14 protein-coding genes and 1 pseudogene are annotated in these 17,078 nt (G+C 69.9%); 10 read left to right on the forward strand and 5 right to left on the reverse strand.

Going from position 1 to position 17,078, the window contains the following annotated elements:
* The first annotated feature begins 5 nt into the window (after window positions 1–5).
* The 3 genes and pseudogenes from GEV28_RS01645 to GEV28_RS01655 all read left to right on the forward strand — a co-directional run bounded on the left by GEV28_RS01645 (window position 6) and on the right by GEV28_RS01655 (window position 4,739).
* Window positions 6–1,618: pseudogene (locus GEV28_RS01645) on the forward strand (carboxyl transferase domain-containing protein).
* A 5-nt stretch (window positions 1,619–1,623) separates the two neighbouring features.
* Window positions 1,624–3,591, forward strand: coding sequence for a biotin carboxylase N-terminal domain-containing protein (locus GEV28_RS01650; protein WP_291407792.1), 1,968 nt, complete (start codon window positions 1,624–1,626; stop codon window positions 3,589–3,591).
* Window positions 3,588–4,739 carry an acyl-CoA dehydrogenase family protein gene (locus GEV28_RS01655; protein ID WP_291407794.1) on the forward strand — a complete coding sequence of 384 codons (1,152 nt, stop codon included), beginning with the start codon at window positions 3,588–3,590 and terminating at the stop codon, window positions 4,737–4,739. The genes GEV28_RS01650 and GEV28_RS01655 overlap by 4 nt, the downstream gene beginning before the upstream one ends.
* Here GEV28_RS01655 and GEV28_RS01660 read toward each other — a convergent pair.
* A complete protein-coding gene (locus GEV28_RS01660; RefSeq protein WP_291407796.1) occupies window positions 4,731–5,357 on the reverse strand; it encodes a hypothetical protein in 627 nt (208 codons plus the stop codon). The genes GEV28_RS01655 and GEV28_RS01660 overlap by 9 nt on opposite strands.
* A gap of 217 nt (window positions 5,358–5,574) precedes the next feature.
* Here GEV28_RS01660 and GEV28_RS01665 point away from each other — a divergent pair, with 217 nt between their 5' ends.
* From GEV28_RS01665 to GEV28_RS01685, 5 genes are all read left to right on the forward strand, one after another.
* Entirely contained in the window at window positions 5,575–7,470 is a 1,896-nt protein-coding gene (locus GEV28_RS01665) for a Xaa-Pro dipeptidyl-peptidase (RefSeq protein WP_291407798.1), read from the forward strand.
* 99 nt (window positions 7,471–7,569) lie between these two features.
* Window positions 7,570–8,094, forward strand: coding sequence for a hypothetical protein (locus GEV28_RS01670; protein ID WP_291407800.1), 525 nt, complete (start codon window positions 7,570–7,572; stop codon window positions 8,092–8,094).
* Window positions 8,095–8,350: 256 nt separating this feature from the next.
* Complete coding sequence (locus GEV28_RS01675; protein ID WP_291407802.1) at window positions 8,351–9,178, forward strand: hypothetical protein; 828 nt, start codon at window positions 8,351–8,353, stop codon at window positions 9,176–9,178.
* A 78-nt stretch (window positions 9,179–9,256) separates the two neighbouring features.
* Window positions 9,257–10,576 carry an FAD-binding oxidoreductase gene (locus GEV28_RS01680; protein WP_291407822.1) on the forward strand — a complete coding sequence of 440 codons (1,320 nt, stop codon included), beginning with the start codon at window positions 9,257–9,259 and terminating at the stop codon, window positions 10,574–10,576.
* Window positions 10,577–10,593: 17 nt separating this feature from the next.
* Entirely contained in the window at window positions 10,594–11,823 is a 1,230-nt protein-coding gene (locus GEV28_RS01685; protein ID WP_291407804.1) for a class I SAM-dependent methyltransferase, read from the forward strand.
* Window positions 11,824–11,853: 30 nt separating this feature from the next.
* Here the strand turns inward: GEV28_RS01685 and GEV28_RS01690 are convergent, their stop codons facing one another.
* Window positions 11,854–12,669 (reverse strand): SAM-dependent methyltransferase, encoded by an 816-nt coding sequence (locus GEV28_RS01690; protein WP_291407806.1) that lies wholly within the window; start codon window positions 12,667–12,669, stop codon window positions 11,854–11,856.
* A gap of 180 nt (window positions 12,670–12,849) precedes the next feature.
* On the opposite strand from GEV28_RS01690, the gene GEV28_RS01695 reads away from it, so the two are divergent.
* On the forward strand, window positions 12,850–13,887 hold the full coding sequence (locus tag GEV28_RS01695) for an alpha/beta fold hydrolase (RefSeq protein WP_291407808.1): 1,038 nt from the start codon (window positions 12,850–12,852) through the stop codon (window positions 13,885–13,887).
* A 3-nt stretch (window positions 13,888–13,890) separates the two neighbouring features.
* Here the strand turns inward: GEV28_RS01695 and GEV28_RS01700 are convergent, their stop codons facing one another.
* On the reverse strand, window positions 13,891–14,391 hold the full coding sequence (locus tag GEV28_RS01700) for a nuclear transport factor 2 family protein (protein WP_291407810.1): 501 nt from the start codon (window positions 14,389–14,391) through the stop codon (window positions 13,891–13,893).
* Between the two features lie 11 nt (window positions 14,392–14,402).
* On the reverse strand, window positions 14,403–15,032 hold the full coding sequence (locus tag GEV28_RS01705) for a TetR/AcrR family transcriptional regulator (protein WP_291407812.1): 630 nt from the start codon (window positions 15,030–15,032) through the stop codon (window positions 14,403–14,405).
* Window positions 15,033–15,691: 659 nt separating this feature from the next.
* On the opposite strand from GEV28_RS01705, the gene GEV28_RS01710 reads away from it, so the two are divergent.
* A complete protein-coding gene (locus GEV28_RS01710; RefSeq protein ID WP_291407814.1) occupies window positions 15,692–16,267 on the forward strand; it encodes a hypothetical protein in 576 nt (191 codons plus the stop codon).
* 70 nt (window positions 16,268–16,337) lie between these two features.
* On the opposite strand, the gene GEV28_RS01715 is transcribed toward GEV28_RS01710, so the two are convergent.
* Window positions 16,338–16,844: a hypothetical protein gene (locus GEV28_RS01715; RefSeq protein ID WP_291407816.1), complete on the reverse strand. Its 507-nt coding sequence runs from the start codon at window positions 16,842–16,844 to the stop codon at window positions 16,338–16,340.
* Window positions 16,845–17,078: the final 234 nt, after the last annotated feature.

Consider the following 17,078-nt stretch of genomic DNA (forward strand, 5'->3'; position numbering starts at 1 on the left):
GCGAGATGGACGCGCCCGTCCTGCGGAGCGAGGCCGACCCGGGCGACGCCGCCTTCCAGCGGTACGCCAAGGAGCACACCGCCCTGGTCGACGACCTGCGCGCGCGGTCCCCCAGGCCGCGCTCGGCGGTGGGGAGAAGGCCCGGCAGCGCCACGTCGACCGCGGCAAGCTGCTGCCTCGCGACCGGGTCGAGTCGCTCGTCGACCCCGGGTCGCCGTTCCTCGAGCTCTCGCCGCTCGCCGCCACCGGGATGTACGACGGCGAGGCGCCCGCCGCCGGCATCATCACCGGGGTCGGCCGGGTGTCCGGCCGCGAGTGTGTGATCGTCGCCAACGACGCCACGGTCAAGGGCGGCACCTACTACCCGATGACGGTCAAGAAGCACCTGCGCGCGCAGGAGGTGGCGCTGCACAACAACCTCCCGTGCCTCTACCTCGTCGACTCCGGCGGCGCGTTCCTGCCCCGCCAGGACGAGGTCTTCCCCGACCGCGAGCACTTCGGGCGCATCTTCTTCAACCAGGCCACCATGTCCGCCCGCGGCATCCCGCAGATCGCCGCCGTGCTCGGGTCGTGCACGGCCGGCGGCGCGTACGTGCCGGCGATGAGCGACGAGGCGGTCATCGTCCGCAACCAGGGCACGATCTTCCTCGGCGGCCCGCCGCTCGTGAAGGCCGCCACCGGCGAGGTCGTCAGCGCGGAGGACCTGGGCGGCGGCGACGTGCACGCCCGCCGGTCCGGTGTCACCGACCACCTGGCCGAGGACGACGCGCACGCGTTGCGGATCGTCCGCTCGATCGTCAGCACGCTGGGACCGCGGATCCGGCGACCGTGGGAGACCGCGGCCACCGAGGAGCCCCGGGTCGACCCCGGCGAGCTCTACGGCGTCGTCCCGACCGACTCGCGCACCCCGTACGACGTGCGCGAGGTGATCGCCCGGGTCGTCGACGGCAGCCGGTTCCGCGAGTTCAAGAAGGAGTACGGCGCCACGCTCGTCACCGGGTTCGCCCGGATCCACGGCCACCCGGTCGGCGTCGTCGCCAACAACGGCGTACTGTTCGGCGAGTCCGCGGTCAAGGGCGCGCACTTCATCGAGCTGTGCGACCAGCGCTCGATCCCGCTCGTGTTCCTGCAGAACATCACCGGGTTCATGGTCGGCCGCGACTACGAGGTCAGCGGCATCGCCAAGCACGGCGCCAAGATGGTCACCGCGGTGGCCTGCGCCAGGGTGCCCAAGCTCACCGTGATCATCGGTGGCTCGTTCGGCGCCGGCAACTACTCGATGTGCGGCCGGGCGTACGCGCCGCGGTTCCTGTGGATGTGGCCCAACGCGCGGATCTCGGTGATGGGCGGCGAGCAGGCGGCCTCGGTGCTCGCCACCGTGCGCCGCGACCAGATCGAGACACGCGGCGGCGAGTGGGCGGTCGAGGACGAGGAAGCGTTCAAGGACCCGATCCGGCACCAGTACGAGGACGAGGGCAACCCGTACTACTCCACCGCGCGGCTGTGGGACGACGGTGTGATCGACCCGGCCGACACCCGGCAGGTGCTCGGGCTCGCGCTGTCGGTCGCCGGCAACGCGGCCCTGGAACCCGTCCGCTACGGCGTCTTCAGGATGTGAGCCCGATGTTCTCGACGGTTCTGATCGCCAACCGCGGCGAGATCGCGGTGCGCGTCCACCGCACGCTCTCCCGCATGGGCATCCGCTCGGTCGCGGTCTACACCGACGCCGACGTCGGTGCCCGGCACGTGCGCGATGCCGACGAGGCGGTGCGCGTGGACAGCTACCTCTCGATCGAGGCGGTCGTCGCGGCCGCACGGGAGACCGGCGCCGAGGCGGTGCACCCCGGCTACGGCTTCCTCGCCGAGAACGCCGACTTCGCGCGTGCCTGCGCGGACGCGGGCCTGGTGTTCGTCGGCCCGCCGCCGGCCGCCATCGAGGCGATGGGCGACAAGATCCGCGCCAAGCAGACCGTCGGCGCGGCCGGCGTGCCCGTGGTGCCCGGCCGCAACCTCGCCGGCATGTCCGACGACGACCTGGTCGGAGCCGCCGCCGAGGTCGGCTTCCCGGTGCTGGTCAAGCCGTCCGCGGGGGGTGGCGGCAAGGGCATGCGCCGGGTCGACCGGGAGCGGGACCTGCGCCCGGCGCTGGAGTCCGCGCGGCGCGCGGCCCGGGGCGCGTTCGGCGACGACACGCTGCTGGTCGAGCGGTTCGTCACCAACCCTCGGCACATCGAGATCCAGGTGCTCGCCGACGCGCACGGCACCGTCATCCATCTCGGCGAGCGCGAGTGCAGCCTGCAGCGGCGGCACCAGAAGATCGTCGAGGAGGCGCCGTCGCCGCTGCTGTCCCCGGCGGACCGGGCACGCATGGGGGAGGCCGCGGCCGACGCCGCGCGCTCGGTCGGCTACCAGGGCGCGGGCACGGTCGAGTTCATCGTCTCCACCGACCGCCCGGACGAGTTCTTCTTCATGGAGATGAACACCCGGCTGCAGGTGGAGCACCCGGTCACCGAGCTGGTCACCGGAATCGACCTGGTGGAGCAGCAGATCCTGGTCGCCGCCGGGCGGCCGCTCGCCGTCGGTCAGTCCGATGTGGACATCCGGGGGCACGCGGTCGAGGCCCGGGTCTACGCGGAGGACCCTGCGCACGGGTTCCTCCCTACCGGCGGCACCGTGCTCGCGCTGGCCGAGCCGGCGGGCTTGCGCGTCGACTCCGCGCTGCGCGAGGGAACCGTCGTCGGCTCGAGCTACGACCCGATGCTCGCCAAGGTCGTCGCGTGGGGACCGGACCGCGAGTCGGCCCTGCGCAAGCTGTCCGCCGGGCTCGGCGAGACCGCGGTGCTCGGCGTCGGCACCAACGTGGCCTTCCTGCGGGCGCTGCTCGCCGACGACGACGTGCGGGCCGGGCGGCTGGACACCGGGCTCGTCGAACGAAAGCTCGACGGGCTCACCAAGGCCGACGTGCCCGACGCGGTGTTCGCCGCGGCGGCGCTCGACGAGCTCATCGCCCTGCGGCCGGCCGGCGACGTGACCGACCCGTGGGACGTGCCGGGCGGCTGGCGGCTCGGCGGCGCGACCGGCACCCCGTTCCTGCTGGCCTGCGGCGACCGGCAGGTCACCGTGCGGGTCCGCGGCCTGCCCGACGCCGCGGAGGTCACCGTCGACGGCGGCGCGCCGGTCCGGGCGGCGGCACGGCGCGACGGCGCCCGGCTCGAGGTGAGCTTCGGCGGGCGGGTCACCTCGTTCCACCGCGCACTCGACGAGGCAGCCGACACGCTGTGGCTCGCCGCGGGGGGCACGACCTGGGCGGTGGCCGAGCACTCGCTCCTGGCGGGCGAGTCCGCGTCGGCGGCCGCGGGCGGGCCGGTCACGAGCCCCATGCCAGGCACCGTGCTGGTCGTCAAGGCCGCGGTCGGCGACCACGTCGCGGCCGGCGCACCGCTGGTCGTCGTCGAGGCGATGAAGATGGAGCACACCGTCACCGCACCGGTGGACGGCGTGCTCACCGAGCTGAACGTGCAGGCGGGCCAACAGGTCGCGCTGAACCAACCCCTTGCCGTGGTGACCCCACCGGAGGAGGCGCAGCCATGATCGACTTTCGGCTGGACGACGAGCACGACGCATTGCGCAAGACCGTCGAGGAGTTCGCGCACGAGGAGGTCGCGCCGGTCATCGGCGACTTCTACGAGCGCGAGGCGTTCCCGTACGACATCGTCGCGAAGATGGGCCGGATGGGGTTGTTCGGGCTGCCGTTCCCGGAGGCCTACGGCGGTATGGGCGGCGACTTCACCGCGCTGTGCGTCACGCTGGAGGAGCTGGCCAGGGTCGACTCGTCGGTCGCCATCACGCTCGAGGCGGGTGTGTCGCTCGGCGCGATGCCGGTGTTCCGGTTCGGCACCGAGGAGCAGAGGCGGGAGTGGCTCCCCCGGCTGTGCACCGGGGAGATGCTCGGCGGGTTCGGGCTCACCGAGCCGGGCGGCGGCTCGGACGCAGGCGCCACCGCCACCACCGCGCGGCTCGAGAACGGCCAGTGGGTCGTCAACGGCTCGAAGGAGTTCATCACCAACTCCGGCACCGACATCACCGGCCTGGTCACGGTCACCGCCGTCACCGGCATGAAGGACGGTCGCAAGGAGATCTCCGCGATCATCGTGCCGTCCGGCACGCCGGGGTTCAGCGTCTCCAAGAAGTACTCGAAGGTCGGCTGGAACGCGTCGGACACCCGCGGTCTGTCCTTTGTGGACTGTCGGGTGCCGGAGGCGAACCTGCTCGGCACCCGGGGCCGCGGCTACGCCCAGTTCCTGTCCATCCTGGACGAGGGCCGGATCGCGATCGCCGCGGTGTCGGTCGGCCTCGCCCAGGGTTGCGTGGACGAGAGCCTGCGCTACGCCGGCGAGCGGGAGGCGTTCGGCCACAAGATCGGGGAGTACCAGGCGATCCAGTTCAAGATCGCGGACATGGAGGCGCGGGCGCACACCGCCCGGCTGGCCTACTACGCCGCGCTCGCGAAGATGGAGCGGTCCGAGCCGTTCAAGAAGGAGGCCGCGATCGCCAAGCTGGTCGCGTCCGAGGCCGCCATGGACAACGCCAGGGACGCGACGCAGATCTTCGGCGGCTACGGGTTCATGAACGAGTTCCCGGTCGGCCGCTTCTACCGGGACGCCAAGATCTTGGAGATCGGCGAGGGCACCAGCGAGGTGCAGCGCATGCTGATCGCGCGCGAGCTCGGCCTACGCTGACCCGCCCGGTTCGCCGCGGAACCGCTCGTCGACGTCGGGAACCCAGAAGCTGAGCTCGAGGGTCTTTATCGTCGCCCAGCGGGACAGCTTGCGGGCCTGGCCGACCAGCAGCAGTGCCGTCGCGACGAGCCCGACCGCGCACGTCACGGCGAGCACCGGGCGGTCGCCCGCGACCATCTCGACGACCGCCGCCACCGCCGCGAACAGCAGTGGCGGCGCGGAGTTGCGCAGCATCAGGCCGGACGCGCGCAGCCGGGACACGTCCGCCGACGCCTCCAGGGCGTGCAGCTGCAGGCCGGCGAACAGCAGGAACGTGTCCGCCTTCGGGTACGCGCGGTCGCGTGCCACCGGGGTCCGGCGCAGGAACTCCTCGCGCGCGTCGCGTCGCCCGAACCGCGGCACGACGCGTTCCATGAGCGCGCCCATCGGGTAGGCGACGAAGCCGAGCAGGTAGGCCAGCAGCACCGCGGCCGCCACGACCACGAAGCTGTTGACCCCGTTGAGGGTGGCCGGCTCCACGGCGCCGGTCCGCACGGCGAGGTAGGAGAGCAGGCCCAGGTACAGCGCGCCCGGGACCGAGTAGGCGAATAGGTCGAAGATGCCGACGGCGATCGTCACGTGGAGATCCAACCAAACGAAGAGGGCCCCGGCGGTGGCGGCCGCCGAGGCCAGTCGCAAACGTCATCCGAAGAAGGGTTTGCGATGGCAATGGTAGACCACCGACCTCGTCGAGACCAACAGCCCGGTCGAAACTCACTGACATCGACGCTGCCCGGAAAGGCCTTCCTAGACGTAGGATGACCATCCTTCGCCCTGCGGTCGTTCGGAGGCTCACATGCGGATGTCCCGTCGGTTGGCCCTGCTCATGGCGGTCCTTGTGCCGCTGGTCACGGTGGTCACGGCCGCCCCCGCCGCGGCCGGGCCGCGTGGTGACGACCGGCCGACGCCGCCGTCGTGGCTGAAGGTCGAGGACGGCGTCAGCCAGCCGCAGTTCGACCTCGCGAACGCGGTCGAGGAGACGCTGTTCGTGCAGACCGAGGTCGACAGCGACCTGGACGGCAAGAAGGACCGCGTACGGCTGCAGCTGTCCAGACCCGGGGAGACCGAGTCGCAGGGCATCAAGGTTCCGGTGATCTTCGAGCACAGCCCGTACCGCTACAACCTCGGCGACGCCGAGAACCACAACGTCGACTTCTCCGTGCTGCCGCAGGAAGGCATCCAACCGCGTGGCGGCGACCACGGTTCGTCGTCGGGTCGTACGGCGGCCGCCACGACGCGCGGGCCGGCACCGGACCTGCCCGGGTCGCTGGACGACTACTGGGTGCCGCGCGGCTACGCGGTGGTGCTCGGCGAGAGCATCGGCACCGGGTTCTCCGACGGCTGCCCCACGGTCGGCGACATGAAGGAGACGTTGGGCACCAAGGCGATCATCGACTGGCTGAACGGTCGCGCGCCCGCGTGGAACGAGGCCGGCGAGCCGGTCAGCGCGGACTGGACCACCGGCGACGTCGGCATGACCGGCGTGTCCTACAACGGCACGCTGCCCAACCAGGTGGCCACCACCGGCGTCGAGGGCCTGCGGACGATCGTGCCGGTGTCGGCGATCTCCAGCTGGTACGACTACTACCGGGCCAACGGCATGGTGCGCGCGCCGCACTCGAACCGGTCCGGCGTCGGCGAGAACGGCTTCCAGGGCGAGGACCTCGACGTGCTGGCGTTCTTCATCGAGGGGCCGCGGTTGGAGAAGTGCCGGTTCCTCACCGACGCCTTGCTGCAGTACGCGGACCGGACCACCGGTGACTACAACGACTACTGGGACCAGCGCGACTACCTGCACCGGGCCAAGAACGTCAAGGCGAGCGTGTTCGTGGTGCACGGGCTCGAGGACTACAACGTGATGCCGCGCGCGTTCGCGTCCTGGTGGTCGCAGCTGGAGCGCTACGACGTGCCGCGCAAGATCTGGCTGCACAAGGACGGCCACGGCGGCCCGCGCGGGACCTCGGACTACCAGCGCACGCTGAACCGGTGGATGGACTACTGGCTGTTCGGCGTGGACAACGGCATCATGGCCGAGCCGACGGCCGACGTGCAGCGTCCGGACGGGACGTACGAGAAGTACGCCGACTGGCCGGTGCCGGGCGCTCGCGCCACCACGCTCCGGTTGGGCGCCACGTCGGCGACCGAGCCGGGCACGCTGTCGGTCCGCCCGCCGTCGGGTCCCAAGCCGCGCCAGTCCTTCGTGGACCGCGGCCGTGAGCTCGACACCGACGTGGCGCTGCTGCCGAACCCGGAGACCGCGAACCCGAACCGCCTCGTCTACGTGTCGCCGCCGCTGTCCTCGGCCGCGCACCTCAGTGGGACGCCGTCGGTGTCGCTGCGGGCGTCGGTGGACAACCGGTACGCCGCCAACCTGACCGCGGTCGTGGTCGACTACGGCCCGGTCGGCAGCGCCGACGCGCCGGTGATGGTCACCCGCGGCTGGATGGACGTGCAGAACCGCAAGTCGGTCTCGAAGAGCACGCCCATCCAGCAGGGTCAGGAGTACACGTTCACCTGGCCGCTGGAGCCGGACGACTACATGTTCCCGGCGGGCCACCGGATCGGCCTGGTGGTCGTGTCCACGGACATGCACTACACCCTGCGCCCGCTGCCGGGCACGGAGCTGACCGTCAACCCGGCGAAGAGCACCGTGTCCCTGCCCATCGTGGGCGGGACGCGGGTCCTCACGTAGCGGTCGTCCCGGCCGGGCCGACTGGTCCACACAGTTGGTCGAGCTGCCTGCGGGAGTTGGCGCCGTTGCCAGCTCCCGCAGGGGAGGTAGGTTCCAGCAGTGTTCAAGCGGCGCAAGCAACGAGATCCACAGCCGGCGAGATCCGCACGCGGCGGGGTCTTCGACGGCCTCCGCGGACAGGTTCTGCACCTTGATCCAGCGGCTGACGGAATGGCTCGAACACCGAGCTCCTCTCTGGTCTGGGGCGGCATGATGGAAACGGCCCACCCGAACGGCACGGCCAGCTTGGTCTGCCTTCGGAACGGCACCACCAGCCTGTACACGAGCACGGGCGGCGGCATCATCGGAGGCGGAGCTCACGCCGCGGTCGTCAGCGCGAACGAAGCCTTCCTCGCGGAGCTGACGGCTCACGCGACCAGCATGCGACCGGACACCGACGAGTCACTTCCCGCCGAAGGACGCGTTGTGCTTCGCGCCCTGACCTACGACGGGCCGATGATCTTCGAAGCCGCCGAGGACGATCTTGGCTATCACCGCAGCGTCTTGTCACCGGTGTTCCACGCCGCGCACGAGGTGATCACCCAGCTCCGTCTCCTCGACGAACACCGCTCGCCTGATCAGTAGACATCCCCGCGCCGGCCGCGATGGGTCTCCGGGTTCGGCGGGCGCGTGCTGAGCAGGGTGGTCGCCGGCGTCGCGGGGCAGCGGTTCGTCCCCGCCCAGCCGGTGGTCGCGACCGGGTAGGGCCTTCGGGGAGCACGGCCACGGCCGCCGTAACGGGTGCTGTCGGTGAGCCGTAGGTCAGCCGGTCGACCCGAACCCATGGGCAAGCGCATTACCCGTCAGTAAGATCATGCTCACCCAACGTGGAGGAGTGCCGATGTCCCTGCGCCGGCGTGCCCTGATGGTCCTGTCCCTGCTCGGCATCCTCGCGTCGGTCCTCGCCGCGCCCGCGGGTGCCGACACGCGCCGCACCCCGGCCGAGTGCGCGGCCACCCTCGACTGCACCGCGGCCGACATCGACCTCATGACCATGGCCGAGCGCCTGGAGTTCGTGCGGGCCATGCAGGAAGGGCCCGGCGCGCAGCTCGGCGTCACCGACCGCTGGCGCAACATCGAGGGCGTCATCACGTTCTTCCGCGACCACCGGCTCGGCGCGCCCGGCACCTGGGTGTCCTACGTGGACGCGGGCATCGTGGAGGGCATCGAGCGGGGCATCGCGATCGCGCTCGGCCGGTCCGACGACGGGTTCGGCAACCCGGGCTCGGCGACGTGGGCGACCTACATCACCGGGGTGGCCGAGGGCACCTGGGCCACCCGCGGCGCGCACGACCGGGCCTGGAGCGAGGCCGAGCAGGCCTCCACCGAGCACGGCGTCGCCGTCGCGGAGAGCCACGGGCAGTACGCCACCGGCGTCGAGCAGCGCTTCTACCAGTTCTCCGAGACCTACCGGTGGGCGCTGCGCAACCGCCCGTTCGCGCTGGACCTGCTGGCCGTGTACGGCTGGCTGATCCATCCGGACCTCGCCGGGGCGCGGGTGCCGTTCTACGACTGGTTCACCGACGTCCGCGAGTCGGCGCCGTCGATCAAGGGCTGCGAGATGGCCTACGGCTTCGCCCAGCTGCACCCGATCGCGGGCGTCCTCGGCGCGGCAGGCCTCTTCCTCGCCTATGTCACAGAGCTGTTCGACGAGTACCAGGCTCGTTAGCGACGCGAACTTGTCGGTGATCGGGGTTAGCATCGTGGGGTGACCCGCTCACCTGCACGGATCGCCCACGACGGCGCGGTGGACGCGCTACGGGCCCAGCTCGTCGCACAACCGCCCGGTGTGCCCATCCGGCTCGCCAAGCCAACCTCCAACCTTTTCCGCTTCCGCGAGCCACCCGGCCGCCAGGCCCTCGACGTCAGCGCGTTCGCCGGCGTCCTGGAGGTCGACCCGGTGGCGCGCACCGCCGACGTCGGCGGCATGACCACCTACGAGCACCTGGTCGACGCCACCCTGCCGCACGGCCTGATGCCGCACGTCGTCCCGCAGCTCAAGACCATCACGCTCGGCGGCGCGGTCGCCGGCCTCGGCATCGAGTCCAGCTCGTTCCGCAACGGCATGCCGCACGAGTCGGTGCTGGAGATGGAGATCCTCACCCCGGACGGCGACGTCGTGCTGGCCACCCGCGACAACGAGCACCGCGACCTGTTCGCCGGGTTCCCCAACTCCTACGGCACGCTCGGCTACGCGCTGCGGCTGCGCATCGAGCTCCAGCAGACCAAGCCGTACGTCGCACTGCGGCACGTCCGCTATCCGGACGCGAAGGCGTGCGCCGCCGGCATCGAGGAGCACTGCGCCGACGAGACGCTGGAGTTCGTCGACGGCACGGTGTTCTCCGGCGACGAGATGTACCTGACGCTCGGCACCTTCACCGACCACGCGACCGAGGTGTCCGACTACACCGGGCAGCGGATCTTCTACCAGTCGATCCGCGACCGAGTGACGGACACTCTCACCGTGCGTGACTACATCTGGCGCTGGGACACCGACTGGTTCTGGTGCTCGAAGGCACTCGGCGTGCAGAACCCGGTGGTCCGCAGGCTGTGGCCGCGCCGGTACCTGCGCTCGGACGTCTACCGCAGGATCGTCGCCATGGACCGGCGGCGCGGGCTGTCCGCGCGGGTCGACCGGTTCCTCGGCCACCCCGCGCGCGAGGCGGTCATCCAGGACATCGAGGTGCCGGTCGAGCGGCTGGCCGAGTTCCTCGACTTCTTCGACCGCGAGATCGGCATCCGGCCGGTGTGGTTGTGCCCGGTCCAGCTGCGTGAGTCGACCGGCTGGCCGCTCTACCCCATGGCGCCCGGGCGGTTGTTCGTCAACGTCGGGTTCTGGGCCACGGTCCCGTTGCGACCGGGCCAGCCGGACGGCACCCACAACCGCCTGATCGAGAGCAAGGTCACCGAACTGGGTGGCCATAAGTCGCTGTACTCCGATTCGTACTTCACCGAGGATGAGTTCTGGCCGCGGTACGACGGGGAGACCTACCGGGAGCTGAAGAAGATCTACGACCCGCGGGGGCGGCTTCCCGACCTGTACGCGAAGTGCGTTGGCAACCAGTAGAACGGGAAGGAGCGACCATGCGGCTGGCGGAAATCTTCGAGCGCGCGATCGGGCGCGACGCTCCACTTGAGTTCCGGGTGTTCGACGGAAGCAGGGCGGGCGACCCGGACTCGCCGGTACGGGTGGTGGTGCGCTCGCCGCTGGCGATGTCGCACCTCGCGTCCGCCCCCGGCGAGCTCGGTCTCGCGCGGGCCTATGTGAGTGGCACCCTGGACATCGACGGCGACATGTACACGGCGCTGGCCAGCATGTCGGCCGCGACCTTGGAAGGCATCCCGGCCAAGCTGCGGCTGGAGATGGCCATGCGGCTCGGCGCGTACCGGCTGTGGTGGCCCACCAGGCGCCCGGCGGCGGAGTCGCGGCTGCACGGCCGCAAGCACTCCAGGGCCCGCGACCGGGACGCGATCTCGCACCACTACGACGTGTCCAACCGGTTCTACGCGTGGATCCTCGGGCCGTCGATGGCTTACACGTGCGCGGTCTACCCGGACACCGACTCCTCGCTCGAGGAGGCGCAGTGGACCAAGCACGACCTCGTCGCGCGCAAGCTGGGCCTGGAGTCCGGCATGCGGCTGCTCGACGTCGGCTGCGGCTGGGGCGGCATGGTGATGCACGCCGCCAGGCACTACGGCGTGCGGGCGCTGGGCGTGACGCTGTCGCGCAAGCAGGCCGAGTGGGGTCAGAAGGCGATCGCCGAGGCGGGGCTCACCGAGCTCGCCGAGATCCGCCACCTGGACTACCGCGACGTCGAGGAGAACGGGTTCGACGCGGTCAGCTCGATCGGCCTCACCGAGCACATCGGCAAGGCCCAGCTGGGCGAGTACTTCCGGTCGCTGCACGACAAGCTGCGCCCCGGCGGGAGGCTGCTCAACCACTGCATCACCCGGCCGGACGACGCGCAGCCGGCCACGGTGGGCGGCTTCCTCAACCGGTACGTGTTCCCGGACGGTGAGCTGGAGAGCCCGGGCGTCCTGATGTCGGCCATGCACGACAACGGCTTCGAGGTCCGGCACGGGGAGAACATTCGCGAGCACTACGCGAAGACCCTCGAGACCTGGTGCGCGAACCTGGACGAGCACTGGGACGACGCGGTCCGGGAGGTCGGCATGGACCGGGCCCGGGTGTGGCGGCTCTACATGGCCGGCTCGCGGCTGGGCTTCGAGCGCAACAGCGTGCAGCTGCACCAGATGCTCGGCGTCCGGTTGGAGGGCACCGAGTCCCACATGCCTCTACGCCCCACCTGGTAACCCGCGAGTCCAACGCTCAGGACCCGCGAGTCAGAGCTTTCGCGCCACCCCGGCGTAGACCAACGACGCCTCGGGGTGCTCGCCGACGTCGTCGGGGAGCTCGGGTCGCCACTGCGGCGTCCACACCAACCCGGGCTCCACCAGGTCCAGGCCGGTGAAGAACCGGGCGATGTCGTCCGGTGAGCGGCGCACTCCGGGGTTGGCGCTGCGCTGGTAGAGCTGTTCGACCTCCTCGGCCCGGTCCGAGGACGGCGGCTCGACCCCGTGTGACAGGACGAGGTAGGAACCGGGGGCCATGGTCGACACGTACTCGGTCACCGCGGCATGCGGCGCCGACGAGTCGGGGATGAAGTGCAGGACGGCCACCATCAGCACGGCGACCGGCTCGGCGAAGTCGATCAGCCGCAGGGCCTCGTCGGACCGCAGGATGGCGTCGGGCTCGACCAGGTCGGCGCGCAGCGTCCCGGCCCGGTCGTTGCCGCGCAGCATCAGCTCGCTGTGCGTCACCGCGACCGGCTCGCTGTCGACGTACAGCACCCGGCACGAGGGGTCCATCCGCTGCGCGATCTCGTGCACGTTGCCCGCGGTCGGGATGCCCGAGCCGATGTCGATGAACTGCCGGATCCCCGACTCGACGCAGAACCGCACCGCCCGGCGCAGAAACGCCCTGTTCAGCCGCGCGGCCGGGCCGGCCTCGGGCATCACCTCGAGGAGCTTGTCGGCGAACACCCGGTCCTGCGCGAAGTTGGCCGCGCCGCCGAGCAGGTAGTCGTAGATGCGAGCGGCGTTGGGCCGATCCAGGTCGATCGACTCCGGTGCCCAGTTGGGTCGCTCCGTAGACGCCATGTCCGGCATCGTAACCATCCGATCGGGTGGTGTGGCCCGCGGTTGAGGACCGGACCAGCGCGGCGGAGGATGTCATGGTCGGCCGAACGGGGGAGGGACTTCGCCATGAGCGAGCTTGCGAGCGAGTCATCATCACAGGGCGACCGCGAGCGGCGTCGCCGAGCCTGGCGAGGTGATGTCGTGAGTCGGGTGTCGGACGCGACAGGGAACGTGCTGGACAAGGTGCTGCGCGGCGGCGTCGCCGACCTGCGGCCGATGCCGCGCACGTTGATCGACAAAGGCCCCAACCGGTCGGTGTACCGGTTCGTCGGTGGTGATCCCCGCGGTGAGCCCGTGCTGCTGGTGCCACCGCTCGCCGCGCCCGCGCTGTGCTTCGACCTGCGCCGCGGCTGCAGCCTGGCCGAGCACCTGGTCGACGACGGCCGCCGGCTCTACCTCGTCGACTACGGCACGGTGCGCTTCTCCGACCGGCGCCTCGGCCTCGAGCACTGGATCGACGAGGTGCTGCCGCGCACGGTCCGCGCGGTCAGCAAGGACGCGGGCGGCGCGCCGGTGCACGTCGTCGCCTGGTGCCTCGGCGGGATCCTGTCCCTGCTCACCCACGCGGACCAGGCGGACCTGCCGATCGCCTCGATCGCGACGGTCGCCGCGCCCATCGACATGACCGCGATCCCGCTCATCGCACCGATCAAGCCGCTCGCCGACCTCACCAACGGCTGGATTCTCACCCCGGTCTACCGGCTGCTCGGCGGCGCGCCGCGGGCGCTGGTCAAGCGCGCGTTCCAGCTGTCCGCGTTCGACAAGATGGTCACCAAGCCGTACGCGATCGCGTCGCACCTGGACGACCGGGACTTCCTGGCGCAGCTGGAGGCCGTGGATCGCTTCACCGACAACATGGTCGCCTACCCGGGCCGCACGTTCGGCCAGATGTACCACCGCTTCTTCCGCGCCAACGACCTGGCCGAGGGCGAGGTCGACTTCGGCGGCCGGCGGATATCTCTTCGTGAGGTCAAGGCGCCGGTCCTGGTGGTGGCCGGCACCGGCGACGGCATCGCGCCACAGCGCGCGGTCCACAAGCTCGTCGACGTGCTGGACAACGCCGCCGAGGTCCGCTTCGAGACCGCCCCGGGTGGCCACCTCGGCGTCCTGGCCGGCCGCGGCGCCCGCGCGACGACGTGGCGCCACATCGACGACTTCCTCGACACCCACGCCGGCTGACGCCTACGCCGGGCGGCCGCTTTCGGGCAGTGCCAACGGGATCCCGGCGCGGTCGCCGGCTCGGGTGAGGAACACCAGTGGCGCCACCATCGCGCGCAGCACCGCCGCGGTGAGGCGGGACCGGCCGTAGCGGCGGGCGAGCGGTGGGCCGAGCGCGGCCATCACCGCGGCGAGGCCGGGCAGCGGTCTGATGTAGAGGGTCACCTCCACGATCTGCCCGGCGTCGTCGAGGGTCAGCCGCAGTGTCTCCTCGATCCGTTGCCCGCCAACGGTTGCCGAGCCGAACAGCGCCCAGCGGCGGCCGTCCCCGAGGACGTCGGAGTAGCGCAGCTCGCTGAGCTGCTCGTAAACGACCTCGAACAGCCCGCGCACCTCGGCTCGCCCGCGGAACGTCGCCCGGTCGGTGAGCGGTGAGTGCACCACCACGTCGTCGGCGCAGACCGTCATCGCGAGGTCGATGTCGTGGGTCTCCCCGGCCTCGCGGAACCGGTCGATCGCGTCCATGACCGCTCCTCTCACTCGTCGGCGGTGACCTCGGCGAGGCCCCGCCACAGCAGGTCCGCGGTCAGCTCAACGACCTGCTCGCGGGACAGGTCGCGGTTGGCCCACCACCACGCGGCGATCGCGTTGACCGTCCACTTGGCAGCGTCGGCGAGAAACCGGTCCGCGCGATCCCGTTCCAGCGCAACGGAAAGCCGGAGTCCGGAGACCCGGCCGAACTGCTCGGCGAGCACCTCGGTGGCCCGTTCCTGGCGCTGCCGGTGTGCCTCGGCGACCGCCGGGTCGCTCGGCGAGTCGAGGAAGATCATCCGCCAGCCGGTGGGGTTCGCCTCGATCCAGCGGTAGATCTCGTCGATCGTCCGGCGGAACACGTCCTCGGTGGACCCTCCGGCGCCGGCGACCTCCTCGCCGACCCGTTCCCAGCGGGTGATGAGGTCGTCGGCCTCGCGCGTGACGAGGGCGGCGTAGAGCTCGGCCTTCGAGGCGAAGTGGTCGTAGAGCACCGGGGTGGTGATGCCGGCCGCCGTCGCCACCGCCCGCATGGTCGCGCGGTCGTACCCGGCGTCGGCGAACACCGCCGCGCCGGCCGTGAGGATGAGCGCCCGGCGGTCCTCCGGGCGCAGTCGCCGCCTGCTACCTGACATTTGTCAGGTAGCGTAGCCGCTTACCTAACGTTTGTCAGGTAACATCGGCTCAGCCCTCGTCGCGCCGCACGGGCCGCAGTACGAACGGGCCGGGCGGGTCGCCGCTGGTCTCGCTCTCCGGCAGCACGAGCTCGGACTTGCGATGCTCGAGCTCGTCCCGCTTTGCCCGCGTAGAAGAAGGCGCCGAACTCCTCGACCCCCGCCCCGGCGATGGTGGCGCGGGTGCGGTCGCCGCGGCCGGGAAGCCAGCTGCGCCGGCCGGCCCACAACCCGAACCGCTCGAGCGCCGCGAGCAGCACGAGCAGGCAGACGAGCCCGGGGATCGACAACGCCCACAACCACGCCATGCCGGCCCAACGTGCGGTGGTGGCGTCCGGTTCCGCTGGCGTGCCGCCCCCGGTGGCCCGGTGTTCGATGATCGCGGCTCGAGGCAGCTGCCCCGATGGTCTGCGCGCCGACGGTGGTGGTGGTGCTGCCGTCGTGGGTTGCGCCGCGCTGGCCGGCCGGCGTGAGCGGAGCGGTAGCCGGCCGTGCCGCGATGGATGCGGTCCACGGTGCCAACGCGCCGGGCCGAGCGCGCCGCCATCGGCGGCGCGCCTTGATCTCATAGAGCCGGATTCGGCAGTAACGTCGGCTTACTCACCGACGACCTTGTGGCCATGAACGAATTAGGGGTCTGGCCTACGCTGCTTGTCGCATTTGTGCCGGTGATCGCGGCCACGGGAGCGGCAGTTATAGCTGGTTTGTACGCGCGATCCGCAAAACTGTCAGACCTGGAAGCACAGCGCGCCCGTGACCTTACGGATCGAATTGCGGAGCGAAAATACGAAACCTACAAGCCAATGATTAATGCACTACGGGACATGCTTGCCGTCGGTAAAGAGGGGATGGACAAACTTGGCGACATACCCGCATTGACGGCGGATTTTGTAACGTGGATTAGCATATTCGGTTCGGACGGGGCCGTCACCGCATTTCACAACTTCATGCAAGCCAGTTACTCGAACGCTCCAGTGCCGATACTCATACGACTGTACGGCGAATTCCTTGTAGCTGCACGTAAAGATATGGGTGATTCTGAAACGAAGGTCTTCAGTGAACAACTTCTAGGAATGAGGATCACCGATATCTACAACTACTCGGATGTCATCGATCCGTCATTTGATGAAGTATGTGACAGGTTAGCTTGGCAAGCCCCGTGGCTCTCTCCGAATGTTGTTCCGAGAACGATCTAATTACGGACTCCGCAAACTGGCGGCCTCGCACCAAGGCTCAAGGTACTTGTCCAATACTGGGCACACCTGGTTATCCGGGACTCTGTTGAGCCGCCATCTTTCCTGACGAGACCATTGCCTTAGCGATATCGAGGCAATGAAAGAAATTCTCCTTGTCCACCCAAGGTTTCTCGCTGAGATGGTCGTACCAGTTCATCTCATCCAGCCGGGATAGCGAAACCACATAATGTGGCCGATTGAGCTGCACTACACCCCTGTCAGTCAAGGCTACCGAATGTTCCTCAATCTGGACGATTCCGCGAATGCTGTTATCCGCCAGATTATATCTAGCGTTAAGCCCTGCCTGAAGTAGGTATTCCAATTCTGTCACCGCCTTGGCAGCTCCGAGACCACCGGCGCCTGGCGAGTTACCGGCAGAGATTAGGTCTTCAGCTACCGTGCTCAGCATTTGTGGAAATGAAACGCCTTCAGGCCATGGCCATGACTTCCATTCCGTTCCTTCCGTGTGTTCCAAGGCTATCCGTAGGTCATCTTTTGCAGAACCATCGCCCGATGTCTCTTGCCACCGGATCATCATCTCGGATCCCGGAAGCTCAGTGCGCGGGCCGCGGACGCTCGTAATGCCCAGCCGGCGAGCTTCGGTTAGAGCACGCCGAAAGTCTTCGCGACTAGGTGTCCATTCACGGGTGGCCCCGCGTTGGGGACGGTCAGGTTGTGATGTGGGTGGGGTGCCAGGGGTTGCCGGTGAGGGCGGTGTGGATGGTGTCGATGGCGCGGATGCCGTGGCCGCTGGCGCTGGTGAGGTAGGAGC

Source organism: Actinophytocola sp. (assembly GCF_009379765.1).
GTDB lineage: Bacteria > Actinomycetota > Actinomycetes > Mycobacteriales > Pseudonocardiaceae > Actinophytocola.

Bases quoted from the DNA above. Each gene is read 5' to 3' on its own strand.
- GEV28_RS01650 (WP_291407792.1), top strand. From the start codon at position 1,624: ATGTTCTCGACGGTTCTGATCGCCAACCGCGGCGAGATCGCGGTGCGC.
- GEV28_RS01655 (WP_291407794.1), top strand. From the start codon at position 3,588: ATGATCGACTTTCGGCTGGACGACGAGCACGACGCATTGCGCAAGACC.
- GEV28_RS01665 (WP_291407798.1), top strand. From the start codon at position 5,575: ATGCGGATGTCCCGTCGGTTGGCCCTGCTCATGGCGGTCCTTGTGCCG.
- GEV28_RS01675 (WP_291407802.1), top strand. From the start codon at position 8,351: ATGTCCCTGCGCCGGCGTGCCCTGATGGTCCTGTCCCTGCTCGGCATC.
- GEV28_RS01685 (WP_291407804.1), top strand. From the start codon at position 10,594: ATGCGGCTGGCGGAAATCTTCGAGCGCGCGATCGGGCGCGACGCTCCA.
- GEV28_RS01690 (WP_291407806.1), bottom strand. From the start codon at position 12,669: ATGGCGTCTACGGAGCGACCCAACTGGGCACCGGAGTCGATCGACCTG.
- GEV28_RS01700 (WP_291407810.1), bottom strand. From the start codon at position 14,391: ATGGACGCGATCGACCGGTTCCGCGAGGCCGGGGAGACCCACGACATC.
- GEV28_RS01705 (WP_291407812.1), bottom strand. From the start codon at position 15,032: ATGTCAGGTAGCAGGCGGCGACTGCGCCCGGAGGACCGCCGGGCGCTC.
- GEV28_RS01710 (WP_291407814.1), top strand. From the start codon at position 15,692: ATGAACGAATTAGGGGTCTGGCCTACGCTGCTTGTCGCATTTGTGCCG.
- GEV28_RS01715 (WP_291407816.1), bottom strand. From the start codon at position 16,844: ATGATGATCCGGTGGCAAGAGACATCGGGCGATGGTTCTGCAAAAGAT.